Origin of the sequence: Maribacter sp. PR66 (genome assembly GCF_028464205.1) — a bacterium.
GTDB lineage: Bacteria > Bacteroidota > Bacteroidia > Flavobacteriales > Flavobacteriaceae > Maribacter > Maribacter flavus.
The window spans coordinates 342,745-362,430 of the sequence record NZ_JAQPCH010000001.1; the positions used below are offsets into that span (position 1 = coordinate 342,745).

The 19,686-nt window shown below is 42.7% G+C and carries 19 protein-coding genes and 1 tRNA gene; 6 read left to right on the forward strand and 14 right to left on the reverse strand.

Annotated features, from left to right (window positions below; genetic code table 11):
* Positions 1–6: 6 nt before the first annotated feature.
* The 11 genes from PP181_RS01485 to rseP all read right to left on the reverse strand — a co-directional run bounded on the left by PP181_RS01485 (position 7) and on the right by rseP (position 11,966).
* A complete protein-coding gene (locus PP181_RS01485; RefSeq protein ID WP_272636198.1) occupies positions 7–1,302 on the reverse strand; it encodes a TRAP transporter large permease in 1,296 nt (431 codons plus the stop codon).
* Positions 1,302–1,760 (reverse strand): TRAP transporter small permease, encoded by a 459-nt coding sequence (locus PP181_RS01490; RefSeq protein ID WP_138256377.1) that lies wholly within the window; start codon positions 1,758–1,760, stop codon positions 1,302–1,304. The genes PP181_RS01485 and PP181_RS01490 overlap by 1 nt, the downstream gene beginning before the upstream one ends.
* 3 nt (positions 1,761–1,763) lie before the next feature.
* Complete coding sequence (locus PP181_RS01495; protein ID WP_272635709.1) at positions 1,764–2,741, reverse strand: TRAP transporter substrate-binding protein; 978 nt, start codon at positions 2,739–2,741, stop codon at positions 1,764–1,766.
* 4 nt (positions 2,742–2,745) lie between these two features.
* Entirely contained in the window at positions 2,746–3,414 is a 669-nt protein-coding gene (locus PP181_RS01500; protein ID WP_272635710.1) for a bifunctional 4-hydroxy-2-oxoglutarate aldolase/2-dehydro-3-deoxy-phosphogluconate aldolase, read from the reverse strand.
* A 113-nt stretch (positions 3,415–3,527) separates the two neighbouring features.
* Positions 3,528–4,568, reverse strand: coding sequence for a sugar kinase (locus PP181_RS01505; RefSeq protein WP_154917502.1), 1,041 nt, complete (start codon positions 4,566–4,568; stop codon positions 3,528–3,530).
* A gap of 16 nt (positions 4,569–4,584) precedes the next feature.
* Positions 4,585–5,988 (reverse strand): glucuronate isomerase, encoded by a 1,404-nt coding sequence (gene uxaC / locus PP181_RS01510; protein ID WP_419776367.1) that lies wholly within the window; start codon positions 5,986–5,988, stop codon positions 4,585–4,587.
* A 426-nt stretch (positions 5,989–6,414) separates the two neighbouring features.
* Complete coding sequence (locus PP181_RS01515) at positions 6,415–7,419, reverse strand: hypothetical protein (RefSeq protein ID WP_272635712.1); 1,005 nt, start codon at positions 7,417–7,419, stop codon at positions 6,415–6,417.
* A 100-nt stretch (positions 7,420–7,519) separates the two neighbouring features.
* Positions 7,520–8,170 carry a response regulator transcription factor gene (locus PP181_RS01520; protein ID WP_272635713.1) on the reverse strand — a complete coding sequence of 217 codons (651 nt, stop codon included), beginning with the start codon at positions 8,168–8,170 and terminating at the stop codon, positions 7,520–7,522.
* Positions 8,167–9,948 (reverse strand): sensor histidine kinase, encoded by a 1,782-nt coding sequence (locus PP181_RS01525; protein ID WP_272635714.1) that lies wholly within the window; start codon positions 9,946–9,948, stop codon positions 8,167–8,169. The genes PP181_RS01520 and PP181_RS01525 overlap by 4 nt, the downstream gene beginning before the upstream one ends.
* Positions 9,949–10,459: 511 nt before the next feature.
* Positions 10,460–10,533 (reverse strand) — tRNA-Asn (locus PP181_RS01530).
* 80 nt (positions 10,534–10,613) lie between these two features.
* Positions 10,614–11,966, reverse strand: a complete 1,353-nt coding sequence (gene rseP, locus PP181_RS01535; protein ID WP_154917523.1) for an RIP metalloprotease RseP — start codon at positions 11,964–11,966, stop codon at positions 10,614–10,616.
* Between the two features lie 159 nt (positions 11,967–12,125).
* Here rseP and PP181_RS01540 point away from each other — a divergent pair, with 159 nt between their 5' ends.
* From PP181_RS01540 to PP181_RS01560, 5 genes are all read left to right on the forward strand, one after another.
* A complete protein-coding gene (locus PP181_RS01540; protein ID WP_138256421.1) occupies positions 12,126–12,794 on the forward strand; it encodes an SCO family protein in 669 nt (222 codons plus the stop codon).
* A gap of 271 nt (positions 12,795–13,065) precedes the next feature.
* Positions 13,066–13,311 carry a FeoA family protein gene (locus PP181_RS01545; protein ID WP_138256422.1) on the forward strand — a complete coding sequence of 82 codons (246 nt, stop codon included), beginning with the start codon at positions 13,066–13,068 and terminating at the stop codon, positions 13,309–13,311.
* Positions 13,308–15,527, forward strand: coding sequence for a ferrous iron transport protein B (gene feoB / locus PP181_RS01550; RefSeq protein ID WP_154917524.1), 2,220 nt, complete (start codon positions 13,308–13,310; stop codon positions 15,525–15,527). Before PP181_RS01545 ends, feoB begins: the two co-directional genes overlap by 4 nt.
* The gene (locus PP181_RS01555) at positions 15,527–15,676 is read left to right on the forward strand and encodes a hypothetical protein (protein WP_162850203.1); all 150 of its coding nucleotides are present in this window, start codon (positions 15,527–15,529) and stop codon (positions 15,674–15,676) included. The genes feoB and PP181_RS01555 overlap by 1 nt, the downstream gene beginning before the upstream one ends.
* 120 nt (positions 15,677–15,796) lie before the next feature.
* The gene (locus tag PP181_RS01560) at positions 15,797–17,314 is read left to right on the forward strand and encodes a carboxypeptidase-like regulatory domain-containing protein (RefSeq protein WP_272635715.1); all 1,518 of its coding nucleotides are present in this window, start codon (positions 15,797–15,799) and stop codon (positions 17,312–17,314) included.
* Positions 17,315–17,423: 109 nt separating this feature from the next.
* On the opposite strand, the gene PP181_RS01565 is transcribed toward PP181_RS01560, so the two are convergent.
* Complete coding sequence (locus PP181_RS01565) at positions 17,424–17,810, reverse strand: DUF423 domain-containing protein (RefSeq protein ID WP_272635716.1); 387 nt, start codon at positions 17,808–17,810, stop codon at positions 17,424–17,426.
* 93 nt (positions 17,811–17,903) lie between these two features.
* Here PP181_RS01565 and PP181_RS01570 point away from each other — a divergent pair, with 93 nt between their 5' ends.
* Positions 17,904–18,302 carry a TonB-dependent receptor gene (locus PP181_RS01570; RefSeq protein WP_272635717.1) on the forward strand — a complete coding sequence of 133 codons (399 nt, stop codon included), beginning with the start codon at positions 17,904–17,906 and terminating at the stop codon, positions 18,300–18,302.
* A gap of 4 nt (positions 18,303–18,306) precedes the next feature.
* Here the strand turns inward: PP181_RS01570 and PP181_RS01575 are convergent, their stop codons facing one another.
* Positions 18,307–18,744, reverse strand: coding sequence for a hypothetical protein (locus tag PP181_RS01575; protein WP_272635719.1), 438 nt, complete (start codon positions 18,742–18,744; stop codon positions 18,307–18,309).
* A gap of 113 nt (positions 18,745–18,857) precedes the next feature.
* Positions 18,858–19,679 carry a ZIP family metal transporter gene (locus PP181_RS01580; protein WP_138256428.1) on the reverse strand — a complete coding sequence of 274 codons (822 nt, stop codon included), beginning with the start codon at positions 19,677–19,679 and terminating at the stop codon, positions 18,858–18,860.
* Positions 19,680–19,686: the final 7 nt, after the last annotated feature.

The window sequence follows — 19,686 nt, forward strand, 5'->3', positions numbered from 1 at the left end:
ACTGGATTATAAATCGAACAAGCTTGGCAACCACAAACTCAATTCGGGAATGTAAGTTACAAGGAACAAGGCGATAATCATAGCTACAAATAATGGCAGCAGTGGCTTAAAAACCTTTTCAATGGTGGTTTTGGCCACACCGACACCCACAAACAAAACAGAACCCACAGGAGGTGTACAAAGCCCAATGCAGAGATTCAATACCATGATGATTCCAAAATGTACGGGGTCCAAGCCCAATTTCGTGACAATCGGTAAAAATATAGGGGTAAAAATTAATACGGCGGGCGTCATATCCATGAATATCCCTACAAAAAGTAGTATTAAGTTGATAATCAACAAGATGACGATTTTATTATCGCTCAAACTTAACAGACCTGAACTGATATCCTGGGGAATGTTTTCATAGGACAAGGCCCAGGACATGCACATGGACGCACCAATGAGCAGCATGACAATGGCCGTAGTGGCGGATGAATTCAATAGTATTTGTGGTAGTGATGAAAAACTTATTTCCTTGTAAATAAAACCAAGAATCAGACTGTACAACACCGCAATTGCAGATGCTTCCGTTGCCGTAAAGACACCTGTTACAATTCCTCCAATGACCACGACCAACATAAAGAGACTTGGCAAGGCTTCAATAAAGGTTTTCACAACCTGTTTAAAACTACTTCTCCTTCCAACCTTATACTTCTTCTTCTTGGCCCATACCAAGGCGACAATCATGAGAAATAGACCTGTCAATATTCCTGGAATATAGCCTGCCAGGAATAGGGCGGCGATAGAGGCACCACCACTGGCCAAGGAATATACGATCAACACATTGCTTGGGGGTATGACCAAACCTGTAGTAGAGGAGGTAATGTTCACCGCAGCTCCAAATTCCCTTGAGTATCCTTCCTTTTCCATTTCTGGTCCTAAAATACTACCCATGGCCGAGGCCGAGGCCATTGCCGAACCTGCAATTGCCCCCATGAGCATGGCAGCGATCACATTGATCAATGCCAAGCCACCTGGAAGGGAACCCACCAAGGTCTTTGCAAAGGCTATGAGTCGGTGTGCGATACCACCTTTGTTCATTAGTTCTCCCGATAAAATAAAAAAGGGAATGGCCAATAATGCAAAACTGTCAAGACCTGTGGCCATGCGTTGGGATACCGTAGTCAAAGCAGGCATTACAGGGATACTGACCAACATGGTCAGCAGGGAGGATATGGCAATGCTCCATGCCACTGGCGTACCAATGGACAATAAACAAATAAAGCTGATGACCAAGACCAGAATAGGGACGTGCTCCATCATGACAATAGCTTTTTTAAATCCGAAATCTTGTAGTACATTATTAAAAGACCGCTAATGGGGATGATCATATAAACTACCGCTAAGGGCAATTGGAGGGCGGGGGATTGTTGGCCAAGGACATACGAGATATAGACCAGCCTAGAGCCACCTATAACAAATGCAAACAGTACGAACAATATAATCAACGAATACACTATGGCCTTGAGTACTTTCTGTCTTCGCTTGGTTGAACGGGCAGGCAGAATATCAATGGCCACGTGAAGATTTCGCCCAGACACATAGGCCGCTCCCAAAACCCCGATCCATATCATTAAGTACCGCGCCAACTCATCCGTAAAGGAACTGGGATTACCGGTTACGAACCGGGTAAACACCTGCCATAATACGTTGATGACCATCACGGACATAATAAATACCAGCGTCTTGCCCAAAATCCTATCTATTGTCGCTCTCATGTGCTAATTGGTTTCCTGGATCTGCTTAATTAGTGGGTACATTTCAACATCATCCTTATAGCTTTCAAAAATCTCGGATACCTTTTCGACGAAAGGGGTCTTGTCCGGCCTGATTATTTCAACGCCCGCTTTTTCAACTTCCCGAAGTGCTTCGGTCTCCGCTTCCGCCCAAAGTTTCCGTTGATATTTTATGGATTTTTCAACCGATGCATTCAACCACTCCCGCTCCTGTTCAGTGAGTTTTTCCCAGGCATATGTTCCGATCAAGAGTACATCGGGTAATACGGTATGCTCGTCCAAACTATAGTATTTACATACTTCATAATGTCTTGAAAGATAAAAACTTGGAGGATTGTTTTCGGCACCGTCCACCACCCCTTGTTGCAGCGAGGTATAAAGCTCTCCCCATGAGATAGGAGTGGGAGACCCGCCCAAAGCCTTGACCATGTTTACGGCCGTGGCACTTTCCATCACCCGAATTTTTTCTCCCTCCAAATCTGAAGGCTTTAAAATAGGCTTGTTCATCGTATAAAAACTACGACTCCCAGCATCATAGTACCCCAAACCTTTTAGCCAATATTTTTCCCCATCTTTCAACAACATTTCCCCTATAGGCCCATCCAAAACATTAAACGAATGCTGTCTGTCCCTAAAAAGAAAAGGCAAACCTAACACTTTCATTTTGGGAGCAAAGTTCTCAAGCACACCTACGGATACCTTGGTCATATCCAAACTTCCTATCTGCAACAGTTCCAGGCATTCCCTTTCAGTACCCAATTGCTGACTTGGATAGATTTCTAGTTTTAGCCTACCACCTGAACGCTCTGCCAAATCCTCAGCCATGGACACCATGGCTTTGTGAACCGAATGGCTAACATCTAGACCATGGCCCAAATGTAAGGTCTTTACGGCATTTTCATCGGAACAGCTAAGCACTACTAGTGCCGTGACCAATCCAAAATATATCCGATGAAACTTCATATAACTATTTTCTGAGGGATTTGATGAGGTCTAGGGTATTCCTCACGCTTTTGCTCAAACCAACAAAATCCCTATTCTTCAAAACCTCATTACTGATTAGCTGGGAGCCCATTCCCACACAGGTCACCCCGGCATCAAACCAGCCTTTTAGGTTGGCTTTGTCCGTACTTACGCCGCCCGTGGGCATAACACTGGTCCATGGTTGTGGCCCTTTGATAGCCTTTACAAATCCAGGTCCATAGGTGGAACCTGGAAACAGTTTAATAATCTCGCACCCGAGTTCCTCAGCACGGTTGATTTCCGTTAGGGAACCACAACCCGGGGACCAAAGCACTTTTCGTCTGTTACAAACGATCGCGATATCCTCCCTTAGTGATGGGGTTACTATAAAATTGGCCCCCATCTGCATGAACAGCGAGGCCGCCGCCGCATCCGTTATGGAGCCAACCCCCATGATCATTCCAGGAAGTTCCTTTATGGCGAATTTGCTAAGTTCTTGGAAAACCTCAAATGCAAAGTCCCCTCGGGCGGTAAATTCCATCAATCTCGCCCCACCATCATAACAGGCCATTAAGACCTCTTTACCCAATTCGATATCTGGGTGGTAAAATAACGGAACCATGCCCGTTTCTTTCATGGTCAAAGCGACCTTTATCCTTGAAAATGTTGCCATAAGCCCTTCCTATATAAACCCTTCCAACGGTGAGGATTCCATTCTTTAAAATTTTAATTCTTAATTTTCATGATAAAGCTATTTTTCCCTCTACAACCCGGGGAAAGGTAGACTTATCTCGCAACCCTACCCGAAGCGTCTCCGCCCATTAGCTTTTCTACCTCATCGACCGTGACCAAGTTGGCATCGCCCTTAATAGTGTGTTTCAAACAGGAAGCCGCCACGGCAAAATCCAAGGCGGTCTGGTCATCGCCCTCATATTTCATCAATCCATAAATGAGTCCGCCCATAAAGGAATCGCCACCACCGACTCTATCCACGATATCCGTGATCTGATATTGTCTGGTCTCGTACATGGTTTTGCCATCCCAAAGTACACCGGCCCATGTATTGTGGGAGGCCGATATGGAACCCCTAAGGGTAGTGATTACTTTTTTTGCCTTGGGAAACTTTTCCATCATCTGTTTACAGACAGATAGAAAAGCTTCGGCCTTTACGTCCTGTCCGTGCTTATGGACATCCAGACCTTCAGGATGTATTCCAAAATGTTTTTCGGCATCTTCCTCATTGCCCAAAATGATGTCGCAATAGGAAGTCAGTTCCGTCATTATTTTTTCACGGTCGCCGCCAAATTGCCATAATTTGGCCCTATAGTTTAAATCCGTAGAAATTGTAATTCCCTTTCTGTCTGCCGCTTTTACAGCCTCTAGGCAAACATCGGCAGCACCCTGTGATATGGCGGGTGTTATCCCTGTCCAATGAAACCAGCCCACACCGTCAAAAACGGAATCCCAGTCGATCATACCGGGTTCAATTTCTGAAATGGCGGAATGGGATCTATCGTAGATTACCTTACTACCGCGACTGACCGCTCCGGTTTCCAAAAAATAGATTCCCAATCGCTCGCCCCCATAAATTATCTTGTCAGTTCCTACCCCCCGCTTTCGCATCTCCATAAGGGCACAATCCCCGATATCATTCTTGGGCAAGCGTGTGACAAAATCGACAGGGACGCCATAATTGGCCAGGGAGACCGCTACGTTGGACTCGCCTCCCCCGTATACAACATCAAAACAATCCGCTTGGGAGAATCTTAAAAACCCAGGAGGCGAAAGTCGAAGCATTATTTCCCCAAAAGTGACTACTCTTTTCATTATAATATTGTTTATTTTAAAATTTAAAATATTCCTTGGCGTTCCTGTAACAAATGTCCTGAACAATGCCACCTACCAAATCAAAATCCTGTGGAATTTCACCGTTTTTCATTTCCTCCCCGAACAAATTGCAAAGTACCCTTCTAAAATATTCATGCCTGGGATAGGAAAGAAAACTCCTAGAATCCGTCAACATACCTATAAAACAACTGATCAATCCCATATTGGAAAGGGCGTTCAACTGTTTGGTCATACCATCCTTTTGATCCAAAAACCACCATCCAGAACCAAATTGCATTTTTCCTTTTATGCGGCCATCGTTAAAATTCCCTGTCATGGTAGCAATTACCTCGTTATCTGAAGGATTTAGGTTATATAATATGGTCTTGGCAAGTACATTCCTTTCGTCTAAGGCATTCAAAAACCTGGATAGCCCTTCGGCCTGTCTATAATCTCCAATGGAATCCCAACCCGTATCGGGACCCAATAAACGTGTCATCTTTGAATTATTGTTCCTAAGGGCCCCTAAATGAAATTGCTGTACCCAATCTCTATTACTGTATTGTTCACATAAAAAGAGCAGAACCGCCGTTTGGAATTTTTCACTTTCATCAGGAGCCAAGACCTTATTTTCCTTTCTCTTTTGAAAGATATTCTCCACTTCTTGATCGGTAAAGGTCTGATAGGGAATATAGCTTAGACCGTGGTCCGAAAGGCTACAGCCGTTTTCTCCAAAATAATCCAACCGTTGGGAAAGTGCATCACAAAGTGACTTAAAGGAGTTTATGGATACCCCGCTAACTTGTGATAGCTGTTGAAGATATTCCAGATAATTTGAATTGGTTATAACTATTGCCTTGTCCGGTCTAAAGGCGGTACTGACTTTCACTGAAAAGCCACTTTGTTCTAGTATCTTGTGATGTTCCAAACTGTCAGTAGGGTCCTCCGTTGTACATACCACCTCCACGTTCATTTGCTTGATCAAATTTTGGCAGCTATATTCAGGAGTGTTTAATTTGCTAGAGGCTTCATGGTAAATTTCCTGGGCAGTATCCCCGTTCAATAAGTTATCGATGCCAAAATATCGTTTCAGCTCTAAATGCGTCCAATGGTACAATGGATTTCTAAGGGTGTATGGAACAAACTTGGCCCATTGCAGAAACTTTTCCCTATCTGGTGCGCTTCCCGTAATATAGTTTTCATCGATACCAAAGGCCCGCATTGCCCTCCATTTGTAATGATCACCCTCAATCCAAATTTTTGTAAGGTTTTCAAAAATATGGTCCTTGGCAATTTCAGCAGGGGGAAGGTGGCAATGATAATCGATGATAGGCATGGAAGCCGCATAGCCGTGGTAAAGCTCTTCCGCAAATTGATTGTGTAACAAAAAATTATTGGTGATGAAATTTTTCACTTTAATTGGATTGTATTATTCGCACCAAGCTTTCTTTTTGGGCAAAAGTTAGTATCGATTCGTTCTTATATTTTAAAAAGACGTTAAGATACACGATCATTTTTATTCGACATAAAGGATTCAAAGCAAAATGGAACCGCACAAAAATTAAATGTAAAAATTACATTTATACGAATATGCATAGTTATGATATGTTTACTTAAAAAACAAGAACTGAAATGTTAGTACTTATTCTAAAGCTCAAGTCACTAATTACATTTTGTATACTTTAAGGAAACCCGGTACTACAATTTTTTGAGAAACCCTAACAATAAATGGAAAACTGAACCAAATTTAAGTATTAAACTTACGCCAACTACTAAGACTTATTTCAATAAAAAATCCCTTGTGCAAATGCCCCAAGGGATTTTTCAATTTGGTAAATTAATAATGCTAGGACTTCTCCCTCAACTTTTGGACCGTGGCCTTTAAAAAGGCTTCAACTCCTAACTGGGTGCCCTTTGCATATTTATCCGGGTCACATTTTACTACACCTAATGTCATTTCCTCCCTATCATCCACGTCCCAAATACGTAAAACCCCAACATCGGTACCAAGCTTGTCCACATCCGCTGCCTGGGATGCATCAAACTTTTGCTTTTCCAATACATTGGTCACTTCTACCCCATCTTTAGCTATCATCTGACCAGAACCAAATTTATTAAAGCTCATATCACTTAGCCTAAAATCGGTTTCCGCTTTCACCTGAGCATAACCTGCCATGCGGTTCAAAGACCTTTCGGCTTCACTCATGGAATTTTCAAACGCTTGAATGTAAATCACAACTTTGTTAAAGATAAAATCGTTTTTTTGGCTAGCTATCTTAGATTCCACTTGAGTTTCAAAATCACTAAGTACCGTAAAGTTGTTCTTCTGCTTTCCATTGAACGATTTTTTCGCCACTATAAACTGTTGGCTGCTTGGCCGCATGACAATATCCCCGAACACATTTCCTTTCTCCGCACCCTTACCTGCCTTTAACTCCCATCTTTTATCGCGGCTCTTGTCATAAGCATTGTTGGCCCAAAGTCCTTCTATAGGTACAACCTCAAAACCATTGGCATTGAGCTCGGCCTTGTACTGTTCAAAAAGTTGATCGGTAATCTCTTGTAGGGACGCTTCGTTCAACCCTTCCAAAGCAAGTGCCAAAGAGGCCGTCGCGTCTCCCTTTAAACCTCCTCGCCACATTTTACCCCCGGCCTTTTTGTCCTGCATTTCCAATGCGGTCTGGAAATTCAACTGAAAATCTGAAATGACCACTTTTTTGGGACTTTTTCTATAATTTAAATTGGCAGCCCCCAATAACTTTATTTTAAAGTCCTGAACATTTTGTGCACAAGTAAAATGAAAATAGCCCAATACTAAAACAAGTAGCAGGTTTAATTTAATAAGCTTCATAAAGTAAAAATTATAGTTTTTGCAAAACTATGCTTCCTACATTTTTGTTTCAATAGGGCATATGCCCTATTTTAGATTACCATTGCTACATCATATAGGTTTAAATTAGCCCATTTCTTTTGGCCTTTTCTATGGCCATCACCTTTGAATTTACCTGTAATTTCTTGTAGATGTTCTCAATATGCTTGCGCACGGTAAACGGGGAAATAAAGAGTTTTTTCGCAATGGCGGTATAGGGAATTCCGGTGGACAACTGTTCCAACACCTCCACTTCGCGGTTTGAAAGTTGGACGGACTCTTCCATATGGGCCACAGTTGGGGCCAAGGGCGAACGCAGGAGGTTCAGTGCCTTTAGCGCTATGGACGGTGTCATTATGGCACCGCCGTTCAGGGTCTGTACCATGGCGTTATGCAGTTCATGGGCCCCGGTCTCCTTTAGCAGATAGCCATCTGCGCCTGCCTGTATGGCATTGAATATATTTTCGTCATCATCAAAAACCGTAAGTATGATCACTTTTAAGTCAGGGCACCTTTGCTTGACCGCCGCCGTAGCCTCTATACCATTTTTCACGGGCATCTCCAGATCCATCAGCATAAGGTCTACCTGCGGATCTTGGTTCAGCTTGTCCATGCACTGTAGCCCGTCATTCGCCGTAAAAGAGATGGTAATATCAGGAAACAACGAGAGTTTTTCCTGTAGGCTCTTAATGAGAAAATGATTGTCGTCTATGATTGCCGTACGTATGCTCATTTGCTGTCCTTTTTTTCTTCTAGTTGAAAAACGATACGGGTACCCTGGCCGGGCCGGGATTCCAAATGAAATTCACCGCCCAATTCCTTGGCCCTCTTGCGCATGTTATATAGCCCGTTTCCCGGTTCAACCTCGTTCTCCAAAAAACCCTTGCCATCATCCGATATTTCAAAAAGAACGGCATTTTCCTCCTTCTCTATTCTTACGAGCATTGCCTGCGCCCCGGCATGCTTCAGTGCATTGTTAAGGGCCTCCTGAAGGATCCGGAAGATATTAAGGCCCTCTAACGCCGTAAACCCGAGTGTGGACGGAACCGTGGCGGCCACTTGTATGGCGATATGCCTGCCGGGATAGGCATGCTTTGCTTTTTCCACAAAATTGGCCATACGCGCCTGTAGATCTTGTATGGTAATGTCCGATTTGTTCATAGCCCAAACCGTGTCCCTTAGCTCTTGCATGGTCTCCTTGGTAAAGGTTCCCAAGTTTGCCAAACCGGTAAGGACTTTATCATTGGTTCCTTGAACATGAAATGTTAGAGTATCTATGGTCGAAATAACGAAAGATAGTTGAGCGCCTATATTATCGTGGAGGTCACGGGAAATGGACAAACGCTGTTCCTGTAATTTGGTATGACTTTCTATCTTCTCCATGGCCAGTTTTAATTCACCGTCCCTTTTCTGTCTTTCATTGATAAAGACCTGTTGGCGGTAGAATAAAAAACCCAAAAGCCCCACGATGAGGGCCAAGCCCAACAGACCAAAGATCCACTGACTGCGCTTTTTTAAACGCAGTTCGCTCTCCGCAATTTTGGCCCGTTGCTGCAAAATCTCATTTTCCTTTTCGGCCGTTTCGTATTTTGCGGTTATCTCTTCAACATCTCTAATTTTTTGTGTATTGTAGAGGCTATCATTCAATATATTATAGGCATTTAGGTTTTCATATGCTGCTTTGTAATCACCTAAAACTTCGTAGTTCTCCATTAATTGGCGATGATTATAAGCCTGAATATCCAAAAAATTGATCTTGCGAGCCAAGGAATTGCTCTTCTCAAAATATTCGTTCGAAGTTAAAGCTTTATTTATCTCTTTATAATATTCCCCTAAAGCTGTATAATTAAGCATTATTGCAAATTCATCACCTACATTTTTGCGGACCTTTAGGGCTTGCATTAAATAGGATTCTGCCCGTTGGTAGTTTCTAATCTGTAATTGATTATACCCTAAAAATTCCAGTGAATAACCAATTCCAACCGAATCATTGCGCTGTATTTGAATTCGTAAGGATTTTTCAAAACGTTCATTTGCTATTTTATAATCGCCGTTATCGCTATACACGGCACCACTTTCGTTATTGATACGAGCAATCCCCTCTAAATCATTCTCTTTTTCATAGAGTTCAAGAGCCCGATCATAAAACTCCAAAGCTCTTTTGGGTTGTTCCAGTTTTCGATAGAGCCTGGCCATATCATCGTAAAGTAGACCCAACTTTTCACTGTCCTTGGTGGGTTCCAATAATTTTAGGGCCTTAAAAAAATATATGGAAACACTATCAATGAAACCCAATTTTTGGTAGGCGCCACCTATACTTCTTAAGAAATCCCCCTTATTTATGCTATCGTTTCTGCTGTTGGCCAAGGTATAACCATAACGCGCCAAGGCTAGGGTCTCCTCATATTGGGTTAGGTAAATGGTTTGAATTTCTTTTTGCAAAAGACCTATTCTTTCCTCATACGATTCTTTCTCTTGTACCGATTTAATAATACTATCTGCAATGGACATTCCTTTTTGTGAAAAAACCAATGACGAGAATAAGAACAGAAAAATCACCGACAGAATTTTTCTAGACTCCAAAATATGATTTTAAAAATGATTATGGTACCAATATAGGTTAAAGCAATCTGTCACCAATAAGGCAAATTCTAAAGTTTTAACTTGATTCGGATAACCCTCTTAATTGCAGTTAAATGAAGCTTACCTAAAAAAACCGGCACCAATAGATTGGATTTCATTTTTTCCTTAAATCACCTCTAAAAAGTCCCCACTGAGCGTTGAGTAAATGGTTGGAACAGACTTCTCTCCCAAAAACTGTTGGATACAAAAAGTTCCATCTTTGTAGATAGGGTCGTTTCCATTTTTAATCCTCCTTACATCCCAAGCTCAGTAAAGCATGGGGGTTTCCGTTGATTTCGTTTATTTTGAGGTAGTCGAAATCTTGGGAACAGGCTTCTCGCCCAAATACTTTTAGGCATAAAAAAACCTTGCCGTTCTCGACAAGGTTTTCTCTTTTTTGCTCCTCCTCTTGGGCTCGAACCAAGGACCCTCTGATTAACAGTCAGATGCTCTAACCAACTGAGCTAAGGAGGAAAATACCGTACTTTATCCTTTAAAGCGGGTGCAAATATAAATGTTTTTTAAACTTTGCCAAACAAAAAAAAGTTGTTTTTCTATTTAAACAACCATTTGTACAAATCGTTCCCATTGGCGAACAACAATAGTGCAATCAGCAGAAAGAATCCGGTCATTTGGGCATATTCCAAAAACTTGTCGCTCGGCTTTCTGCCTGTAATCATTTCGTACAATAAAAATATGACGTGTCCTCCATCCAATGCGGGAATGGGCAGTATATTCATAAAGGCCAGAATGATGGAAATAAAGGCCGTGGCGCTCCAAAAAGCGGGCCAGTCCCAACCATCGGGGAAGAGGCCTCCAATGGCCGCAAAACCACCAACTCCCTTGTAGGCTCCCGTAGAAGGGTTGAATATTTTCTTCATCTGCTTTACATAACCGCTAAGGGTACTCACTCCTTTTTCAATACCCGCGGGAATGGATTCTAGAAAGGAATACTTTATTCTTTCAATTTTAAAATACCCCATGTTGGCATAGTCCTCATAGGTATCTAGGCCCAACATAACCCCCAGTTTTCCATCTTCCGTAACCTTTGCCTCCACTGGGAAAGTTCTATCCCCACGCTTAACAGTGAGCTGTATCGTGCCGCCTTTGTTTTCTTCCAAATAGGGCGCCACTTCATCTTGGTAGGCCACTTCGTTTCCATTGATGGCCACAATGGCATCATTCTTTTGAAGACCGATGTCGGTGTTGGGAGAATCCTCTGACACATCGCGAATCACAAATGGCGTTCGTAAACTTAAAAACCTGGCCTTGTCCTCGTCTTCCAATAAGGTAGCGATAAAGTCAACCGGAATTTCCTGGTCAAAGGTCCTTCCATCCCTTTGTATGGTAATGGTATTGCCATTGATGATTTCCAAAGGAAGGGAACTGAACTTCTCCACTTTTTCCCCATCCACAGCGGTAATCAAATCCCCAGTCTGAATCCCTAATTCATCGCCAATATGCTTTTCGGTCACCAAAAAACCGTCCTTTAAACTATCGGCAGGAATGTACTCCTCGCCATAGGAATAGGCCATGCCTATGTAAATAATAACCGCTAGAATAAAATTCACGGTTACCCCGCCCAACATAATGATCAAACGTTGCCAGGCCGGTTTGCTACGAAATTCCCAAGGTTTGGGTTCTTCCTTCATCGCATCGGTATCCATACTTTCGTCAATCATACCGGCGATTTTTACATAGCCTCCCAACGGAAGCCACCCAATGCCATAAACGGTCTCCCCTATTTTCTTTTTGAAAAGGGAAAACTTAACATCAAAAAAGAGGTAAAATTTCTCTACCCGTGTCTTGAACAATTTGGCGGGTATAAAATGTCCAAGTTCATGAAGTACGATCAACAAGGAAAGGCTTAAAAAAAATTGGATAGTCTTTATAGCGATGGGGCTCATTTACGTCTTCTAAAAATTAAATCGGACAAAAGTACAGTTTTACGAGGTCTAAAAAAAAGAAACTCGGTATACACCCTCCATTTTAAGAATATTTTGGCTTCAATAGGGGCTAAAAATTTGAACGGAATCCCGTGCTGGCGTACCTTTGCACAAAAAAATATGGGCTCCTTTTTTAGTAAGTTCAAGATTTTTGGCGTGGTGATGCTTTTCGTTTCGGGGGTCATCATTTACCTATTTTATAACGCCTTACAGCCCAAAAAAATCCTCCCTGTCTACACCCCTGCCATGGTGAACAGTGAATTGGTGGCAGCCGAAATACAGCATGTTAGAAAATACCATACCATTGCAGACTTCGCCCTGGTAAACCAAAACGGGGACACCATCACCCAAGAGGATTACAAGGATAAGATTTATATAGCCGATTTTTTCTTTACCACCTGCCCTACCATTTGCCCGATCATGACCAAGAACATGGCGTCCATCCAGGACAAAATCGGTGATGATGTCCTGTTGCTTTCGCACTCCGTTACTCCTCAGATAGATTCCGTGGCACAGCTAAAAAAGTACGCCCTTGAAAAAGGCGTGGACGATTCCAAATGGAATTTGGTAACAGGCGATAAAAAGCAGATCTATGAACTGGCACGCAAATCCTATTTGGCCGTTAAGACGGATGGAGACGGCGGCCCTTTTGACATGATCCATACGGAAAATTTTATCCTGGTGGACAAGAAAAAGCGTATACGCGGGTTTTATGACGGTACCAAGGTCGAAGAAGTAGAAAGGTTATTGGAAGACCTGCAAGTGCTAAAATCCAGTTACAAGGAGTAGACTTAAAACCTTGTTCGATAATTCCCTTAAAGATATATCGCCCTTAGAGCCTTTTAAAATTTGTATGATTGATTTTTTGTACAGCCCATTTTTGGGGCAGAATAAGGCAAAATCGAAGATAATAGCAGCGCTACTTGATGAGATTTTAACCAAATTATTCGCAAAAAGGTGCATAGAAAAACAATGGATGGAAATTTAAACAGGCTCTTAATACTTGCTTATCCTAAAATTTACCTTATTTTTGCTTAATTATACTGAATCTAAATAAGAATTGGAGACAACGGTTGCACGCTTAAAGCGAGGTCAAAAAGGGATTATCAAGGAGTTCACGGAGGATTTGTTGCCCATTAAGTTACTTGAATTAGGTTGCTTGCCCGGTAACGAAGTGGAACTGGTACAGGTAGCTCCCCTAAAAGACCCCATCTATATCAATGTCAACGGCTCCCATATTGCCATTAGGCGCATAATTGCGGAACAGATCGCTTTGGAGATCATTGAGGAAGATAGGCAGCCATGAGCAAACAGATCAACGTAGCGCTCATTGGAAATCCCAATACAGGAAAGACCTCCGTTTTCAATCAATTGACCGGACTCAACCAAAAGGTAGGGAACTACCCTGGTATCACGGTCGAAAAAAAGGAAGGCATCTGCAAACTGCCCAGGGGCGTACGTGCACACATCATTGACTTACCGGGCACCTACAGTTTGAACACTACTTCCTTGGACGAGAGCGTTGCCGTTGAACTGCTTCTCAACAAGAACGATAAGGACCATCCGGATGTGGCCCTTGTTATATCCGATGTAGAAAACCTCAAACGGAACCTGCTGCTTTTTACCCAGATCAAGGACCTGAAGATTCCCGCTATTTTGGTCATCAACATGGCCGATCGTATGGCCCGAAAAGGTATCAGTATAGACATTCCCCTTTTAGAGGAAAAACTCAATGCAAGGATAGCCCTTGTGAGTACCCGAAAAGGTTTGGGCATAGAACAGTTAAAGGAACTTATTGCGGATTATAAAAGTCTTTCCAAGACACCCAATGTGGACACAACCGTAATTGACCCGGAGTATTTTGACAAGCTTAAAAAAACCTTCCCCAAGGAGGACATCTATAAATTGTGGCTGGTCATTACCCAGGACGTCAATTTCATGCCCATAGAGAAAAAGCTTATAAAGGACGCATCTTCCTTTAGCACAAAGACGAAATCCGAATTAAAAAGGTTGCAGCAAAAGGAAACCATCCTAAGGTATCAGTTCATCAATGGCATCTTAAAGGAGACCTACAAGGTAGATAGGAACGCCGCCAAAGGTTTTAGGGCTACCTTGGACAAAATCCTGACCCATAAGGTTTTTGGATATCTCATCTTCTTCATTATTCTTCTCACCATCTTCCAAGCCATCTATGGTTGGAGCGAATACCCCATGGATATGATAGATGGTTTTTTTGCCTCGGCTACGGAATGGGTAAAGGATACCTTACCACCCGGAGTGTTTACCAACCTTATTGCAGAAGGCGTCCTCGCCGGCATTGGCGGTATCGTCATTTTTATCCCCCAGATCGCTTTTTTGTTCCTGTTCATCTCCCTTTTGGAAGAAACAGGATATATGAGCAGGGTGGTGTTCCTTATGGACCGTATTATGAGACCCTTTGGCCTTAGTGGAAAAAGTGTTGTGCCCTTAATTTCTGGGACTGCCTGCGCCATTCCCGCGGTCATGGCCACCAGGACGATCGAAAACTGGAAGGAACGGTTGATTACCATTTTGGTGACGCCCTTTACTACCTGTTCCGCGCGATTGCCAGTGTACTTGATCATCATCGCCTTGGTAATCCCGGAGGGAAATTTTCTTGGGCTAAGCTTTAAGGCACTAACCTTAATGCTCTTGTATATTCTTGGCTTTGTGGCCGCGATTGTATCGGCCATGGCTCTTAACAAAATTCTAAAGATCAAGAGTAGATCGTTTTTTGTGATTGAACTGCCTAATTATAAGCTGCCACTATTGAAAAATGTGGGCTATACCGTTTTGGAAAAGACCAAGAGCTTTGTCTTTGGAGCGGGTAAAATCATCCTTGCCATTTCCATCATTCTTTGGTTCTTGGGCTCCAATGGGTTTTCCGATGATTTCAATAATGCCGAATCGATTATAGAAAAACGAGTTTCTCAAGAAGGCTATTCTACCTACAGTGAAACCTACATCAAGAACAACCTGGAACAGTACCGCGCATCCTTGGTAGATAGCGGGATGTATCCCAACGTGATACAGGACTCTATCCAAACTATGGAATCCACCTTGGAAGGTAGGGCCCTAAATCAAGAAATAGCCAGTTACAAATTGGAACATTCATACATGGGCTATATGGGCAAGGCCATTGAGCCTGTGGTGGAACCCTTGGGGTATGATTGGAAAATAGGAATCGCCGTTCTGACCTCCTTTGCCGCCAGGGAAGTTTTCGTTGGTACCTTGGCCACCATCTACAGTGTAGGCAATGACGAGGAGGAAACCATAAAGAACCGCATGGCGGCAGAAGTGAATCCGGTAACCAAAGAACCTTTGTTCAATTTGGCATCGGGGATATCTCTATTGCTGTTCTACGCCTTCGCCATGCAATGCATGAGTACCCTAGCCATTGTGAAAAGGGAAACCAATTCTTGGAAATGGCCTACCTTTCAGCTGGTATTTATGAGTCTTTTTGCCTATATTATAGCGCTGATCGCCTATCAAATCTTAAAGTAATGGAAATAGTACAACACATATTGGTCTATATAACCCTACTCATTTCGGTTGGATACCTCGCCTATAAATTTGTGTTGCCCAAACGACTGTTTTCCGTTGGTAAAAAATCCAGTAAAGCCTGTGGACAGGACGATTGTGGCTGTCATTGAAACGGAGCGCCCTCTATATGCTTCATTGTTAAAAAATCAATAAACCTTTCACAATACTATCCAAAAGGACATGGTTTTGTTCATTTCGATTAGTTAGTTTGTACTCCATTCCATCATCCAATGTACAGAACACGGACCTTTGCCATTTCTAGTCTTACCCTACTCTTTAGCACCTTACTGTTCTCACAGAACATAAGCTCCACGGTACTGGACAGTACCACCTTACAACCTGTGCCCTATGCTACCATCATCCTGAACAAAAATGGGGTCATTACCAATGAAGAAGGGAAATTCAGTTTTTTGATGACCGAAAGCATCAAAGAAACGGACTCACTTTTCATTTCATGCATTGGTTATGAATCCATAGGGAAGCCTTTGAACCAATTTACGGGCAAGGCTATACTTTTGAGCCCAAAAGCCATAGAACTCAAGGAAGTGATCGTTTCAAACAAGGACTATACGCCGGAGGAAATTCTGGAATTGGTCGAAGAAAACATCGGCAAAAATTATAAAAACAACTTTACCAAAAAGCGCCTGTTCCTCAGGGAATCGTACAGAAATTACATTAAAAAATCTAACTATACCATCAAGGAATCCACTATTCCGGCCTTGAACAAACAGTTTTTGGACAGTGTTCTAAATTCCATCCCATCAAACGATACCTATTATACCGAGGTGCTGGGCGACCTATATGGTAACGACGATACCGATGCCCAAAAATTGAACCTGATAAAGGCCTCTGAACTCTACGATAAGAGAAGCCGCTTAGACCTGGAAAACCTGGAGGAACGTTTCAATGATATCATCAAAAAGAACGTAAAGACCGATAGCTATTTCAAGGTAAAATCAGGCCTGTTCGGGACCAAGGTAGATGCTGAGGAACTCTTTGAACAGGAAGTGGATTCCAGTGAAGTGGAATCGCTCAACAAGGAACTTGAAAAAACAACGGAGCGCAAAAAGTTCTTCGCCAACTACAAACGCAGCACCTTGGCCAACCTATACACCAACCTGCCCATTTTTAAGGATACGGACTATAACGTACTGTGGAAGTCCAACCGATACGACCTAACCTTGGAAACCTTTACCTACATTGGGGACAAACCACTCTATGTAATCGATTTTAAACCGAAACGTTCCGAAGAATTCCAAGGAAAACTCTACATAGACGCCAATGATTTTGCCTTAGTCAAGATGGAATTTGAAAATGTGGAACCGCTGAGAAAATTCAGCCTCTTGGGCATTTCCCTAAATGAGTACCTGGCAAAGGGCAGTATACTTTTTGATAAGGATGACGATGGAACCTACAGTCTCCGCTACTACGAGATCACAAAAGGAAACCGGGTTGGATTTAAACGACCGGTGAAGATCATTGAGAAGAACAAAAATGTCAAAGGCCGTAGGAAGCAGAACGAACTCCATTTGAAAATAGATGCCGCTTTTAATGGTAGGAACAAATACGAAGTGGTGGTGTTCGATACTGAATCTATCTCGGAGGCCCAGTTCAAAGCATTTTCCGAAAAGAACGACGTGCTGCCCCAATACATGCCCAATTATGACCCTGAATTTTGGAAAGGCTATACCATTATGGAGCCCAATATGGCAATCAAGGAGTTTACCTCACAGGTTGAAAACGAATGATTGTCGACCGCCTGAACTACTACGAAGAAAGTTATAGGGGTATGAAAATCAAGACCGCTGCGCCCGACTGAACGGCACAGGAGGAAAAACCGTCAGGAAATTCCAATAATCAAATCAACGTATCTATAAAGGAATAAAACAGCAATGCCCACCCCAAGACAAGCAACAGGCCGCCAAGCGGGGTTATAGATCCCAGAAATCTAAGTTTCTTGCCTTTGGATGCGCTCACGCACAAGCCATAAATACTGAAGGAAAATAGGATGGTTCCCAAAATAAAACTGAGCACCATGTACTGCTCTGCCTTGGTTTCCAGATTGTAATTAAACCCGATCATCAAGAGGACAAAGGCATGGTACATTTGATATTTGACCCCAGTCTCAAAACTCACTAATTGCTCTTGAGAAAAGGATTTCTTTAACTTATGGGCCCCAAAAGCCCCCAATATAATTCCCAATAATCCAAGAAGCGCACCTATAATTTGAGAAAGTAATACCATAACTTTATTTCAAAGATACCGGTATTTTGCCAGTAAGTATATTGGTACTTAAGTCTTTTTTAATAATGGCTATCTTTAAAGAAATAATCTTGCATGAAACATACAGTCATCCTTCTTTTCTGTAGCATTTTAATTGTAATTATAAGCTGCGGTACCTCCAAAAACAGCTCCAGCACTAATTATTCAAATGAAACCATATCAAGTGAACGCACGGATATTCCTTTATTGGACAGAATTCGTAAAAAAAGTGGAATCATAATTAGAAATGGCGTACCTCTTCTGAATAAAGCTGCAAATTCATTCAATTCTGAAGGAAGTCCGGAACCTCTTTACATTGTAAATTCACAAATTTTGGGCAATTCCTTTTACTCGGTGAACGACCTCGTGGATAGTTTTAACGTTAAGTCTATTAGAATACTTTCCGGTCCGGATGCTTCCACCTATGGAACCCAAGGAGCTAATGGTGTTATTATTATAACTACCTTTCAATAAGGCGTTAATTAGGCCTGCCAATATTTAATTTCTCTTGCAAACCATTAAACAACTCAATCGTTTCAGTTGAATCCTTAAGGTTGAAATAGAGTTTTAGGGAATCCTTGTAGACCAATTTAATTTTGGGCTGGGAAATATTGTCAACAAAGACATGGATTTGCTTATCTGTCAAGGAATCCTTGAATTCCTGAAAGATGCCCTTTTCCTTCTCAAGGGCGGAAAAACCGTTCAAACGGATCATGGGCGGAATTCGCTCTACGAAAATCACACTGTCCAAGTCGGAATAAGCTACTTTTTCCAAATAAAACCCGGATAGCAGCCGAATATAGTCCGGTGCGGTCTTTATCCAGTTTTTATAATGGACCGTTAAGGCCGAGACGCATAGTACGATGGTGATGACCAAAATCAAGTTCCAAAACCAATGTCTCTTTTTTGAATCCATATTTTTAAGCTGTTAGGGTCATTACGAATTCGCCGTTACTCAAGTCGAAAGTTCACTAACTATAACTGCGTATTTCCTGAAAAATTATTTTGGCCCCACTATGAAAGATCGGTTTATCCCAATCCAACATCCAGCGTCATCATGATGATAAAGCCACCTATAAAGCCCATGGTTGCGATATCCGTATACTTATCCTGTTGTGTTTCCGGTATAACCTCTTCCACGACCACGAATATCATGGCTCCTGCCGCAAAGGAAAGTGCGTAGGGCAGAATGGGTTGAAACGTAAGTACCGCCCAGGCTCCCAAAACGCCTGCAATGGGCTCTACAATAGCAGAGGCCTGTCCGAATAGAAAACTCTTCGTCCGGCTAAGTCCGTGCCTACGCAAGGGCATGGCCACTGCAAAACCTTCCGGGAAATTTTGAAGCCCTATTCCCAAGGCAAGGGCGACGGCCCCACCAATGGAAGCGCCCTCAAAACCCGCGGCAACCCCCCCAAACAATACCCCCACGGCCAATCCTTCTGGAATGTTGTGCAAGGTAATGGCCAAGGTGAGCAAGGTTGTCCTATGCCAAGGGGTATTTACACCTTCGGCCTCGCTTTCCTTAAAATTGATATGCAAATGGGGTAGAATTTTATCCAAACCAAAAATAAATGCAGCCCCCAATAAAAAGCCCACTGCGGCGGGTATTACTTTTACAAAGCCCTCGCCCGGACTCATTTCGATACCCGGGGCCAACAAGCTCCAAAAACTGGCGGCGACCATAACGCCCCCAGTAAAGCCAAGCATACCGTCCAGCACGGCCCTGTTCATGGTCTTGAAAAGAAAGACAAAGGAGGCTCCTGCCGCCGTAAGAATCCATGTGAACAAGGTGGCATACAAGGCAGCCAACACAGGGTTTATCGATTCAAAATAGGTGATAACAGCATCCATATACGTT

What these genes read in the sequence shown, in the direction of transcription:
- PP181_RS01520 (WP_272635713.1), bottom strand. Translation starts at nt 8,170, where the DNA reads ATGAGCATACGTACGGCAATCATAGACGACAATCATTTTCTCATTAAG.
- PP181_RS01485 (WP_272636198.1), bottom strand. Translation starts at nt 1,302, where the DNA reads ATGGAGCACGTCCCTATTCTGGTCTTGGTCATCAGCTTTATTTGTTTA.
- feoB (WP_154917524.1), top strand. Translation starts at nt 13,308, where the DNA reads ATGAGCAAACAGATCAACGTAGCGCTCATTGGAAATCCCAATACAGGA.
- PP181_RS01515 (WP_272635712.1), bottom strand. Translation starts at nt 7,419, where the DNA reads ATGAAGCTTATTAAATTAAACCTGCTACTTGTTTTAGTATTGGGCTAT.
- PP181_RS01495 (WP_272635709.1), bottom strand. Translation starts at nt 2,741, where the DNA reads ATGAAGTTTCATCGGATATATTTTGGATTGGTCACGGCACTAGTAGTG.
- PP181_RS01490 (WP_138256377.1), bottom strand. Translation starts at nt 1,760, where the DNA reads ATGAGAGCGACAATAGATAGGATTTTGGGCAAGACGCTGGTATTTATT.
- PP181_RS01555 (WP_162850203.1), top strand. Translation starts at nt 15,527, where the DNA reads ATGGAAATAGTACAACACATATTGGTCTATATAACCCTACTCATTTCG.
- PP181_RS01580 (WP_138256428.1), bottom strand. Translation starts at nt 19,679, where the DNA reads ATGGATGCTGTTATCACCTATTTTGAATCGATAAACCCTGTGTTGGCT.
- PP181_RS01565 (WP_272635716.1), bottom strand. Translation starts at nt 17,810, where the DNA reads ATGGTATTACTTTCTCAAATTATAGGTGCGCTTCTTGGATTATTGGGA.
- PP181_RS01505 (WP_154917502.1), bottom strand. Translation starts at nt 4,568, where the DNA reads ATGAAAAGAGTAGTCACTTTTGGGGAAATAATGCTTCGACTTTCGCCT.
- PP181_RS01560 (WP_272635715.1), top strand. Translation starts at nt 15,797, where the DNA reads ATGTACAGAACACGGACCTTTGCCATTTCTAGTCTTACCCTACTCTTT.
- rseP (WP_154917523.1), bottom strand. Translation starts at nt 11,966, where the DNA reads ATGAGCCCCATCGCTATAAAGACTATCCAATTTTTTTTAAGCCTTTCC.
- PP181_RS01500 (WP_272635710.1), bottom strand. Translation starts at nt 3,414, where the DNA reads ATGGCAACATTTTCAAGGATAAAGGTCGCTTTGACCATGAAAGAAACG.
- PP181_RS01525 (WP_272635714.1), bottom strand. Translation starts at nt 9,948, where the DNA reads ATGTCCATTGCAGATAGTATTATTAAATCGGTACAAGAGAAAGAATCG.
- PP181_RS01575 (WP_272635719.1), bottom strand. Translation starts at nt 18,744, where the DNA reads ATGGATTCAAAAAAGAGACATTGGTTTTGGAACTTGATTTTGGTCATC.
- PP181_RS01540 (WP_138256421.1), top strand. Translation starts at nt 12,126, where the DNA reads ATGGGCTCCTTTTTTAGTAAGTTCAAGATTTTTGGCGTGGTGATGCTT.
- PP181_RS01570 (WP_272635717.1), top strand. Translation starts at nt 17,904, where the DNA reads ATGAAACATACAGTCATCCTTCTTTTCTGTAGCATTTTAATTGTAATT.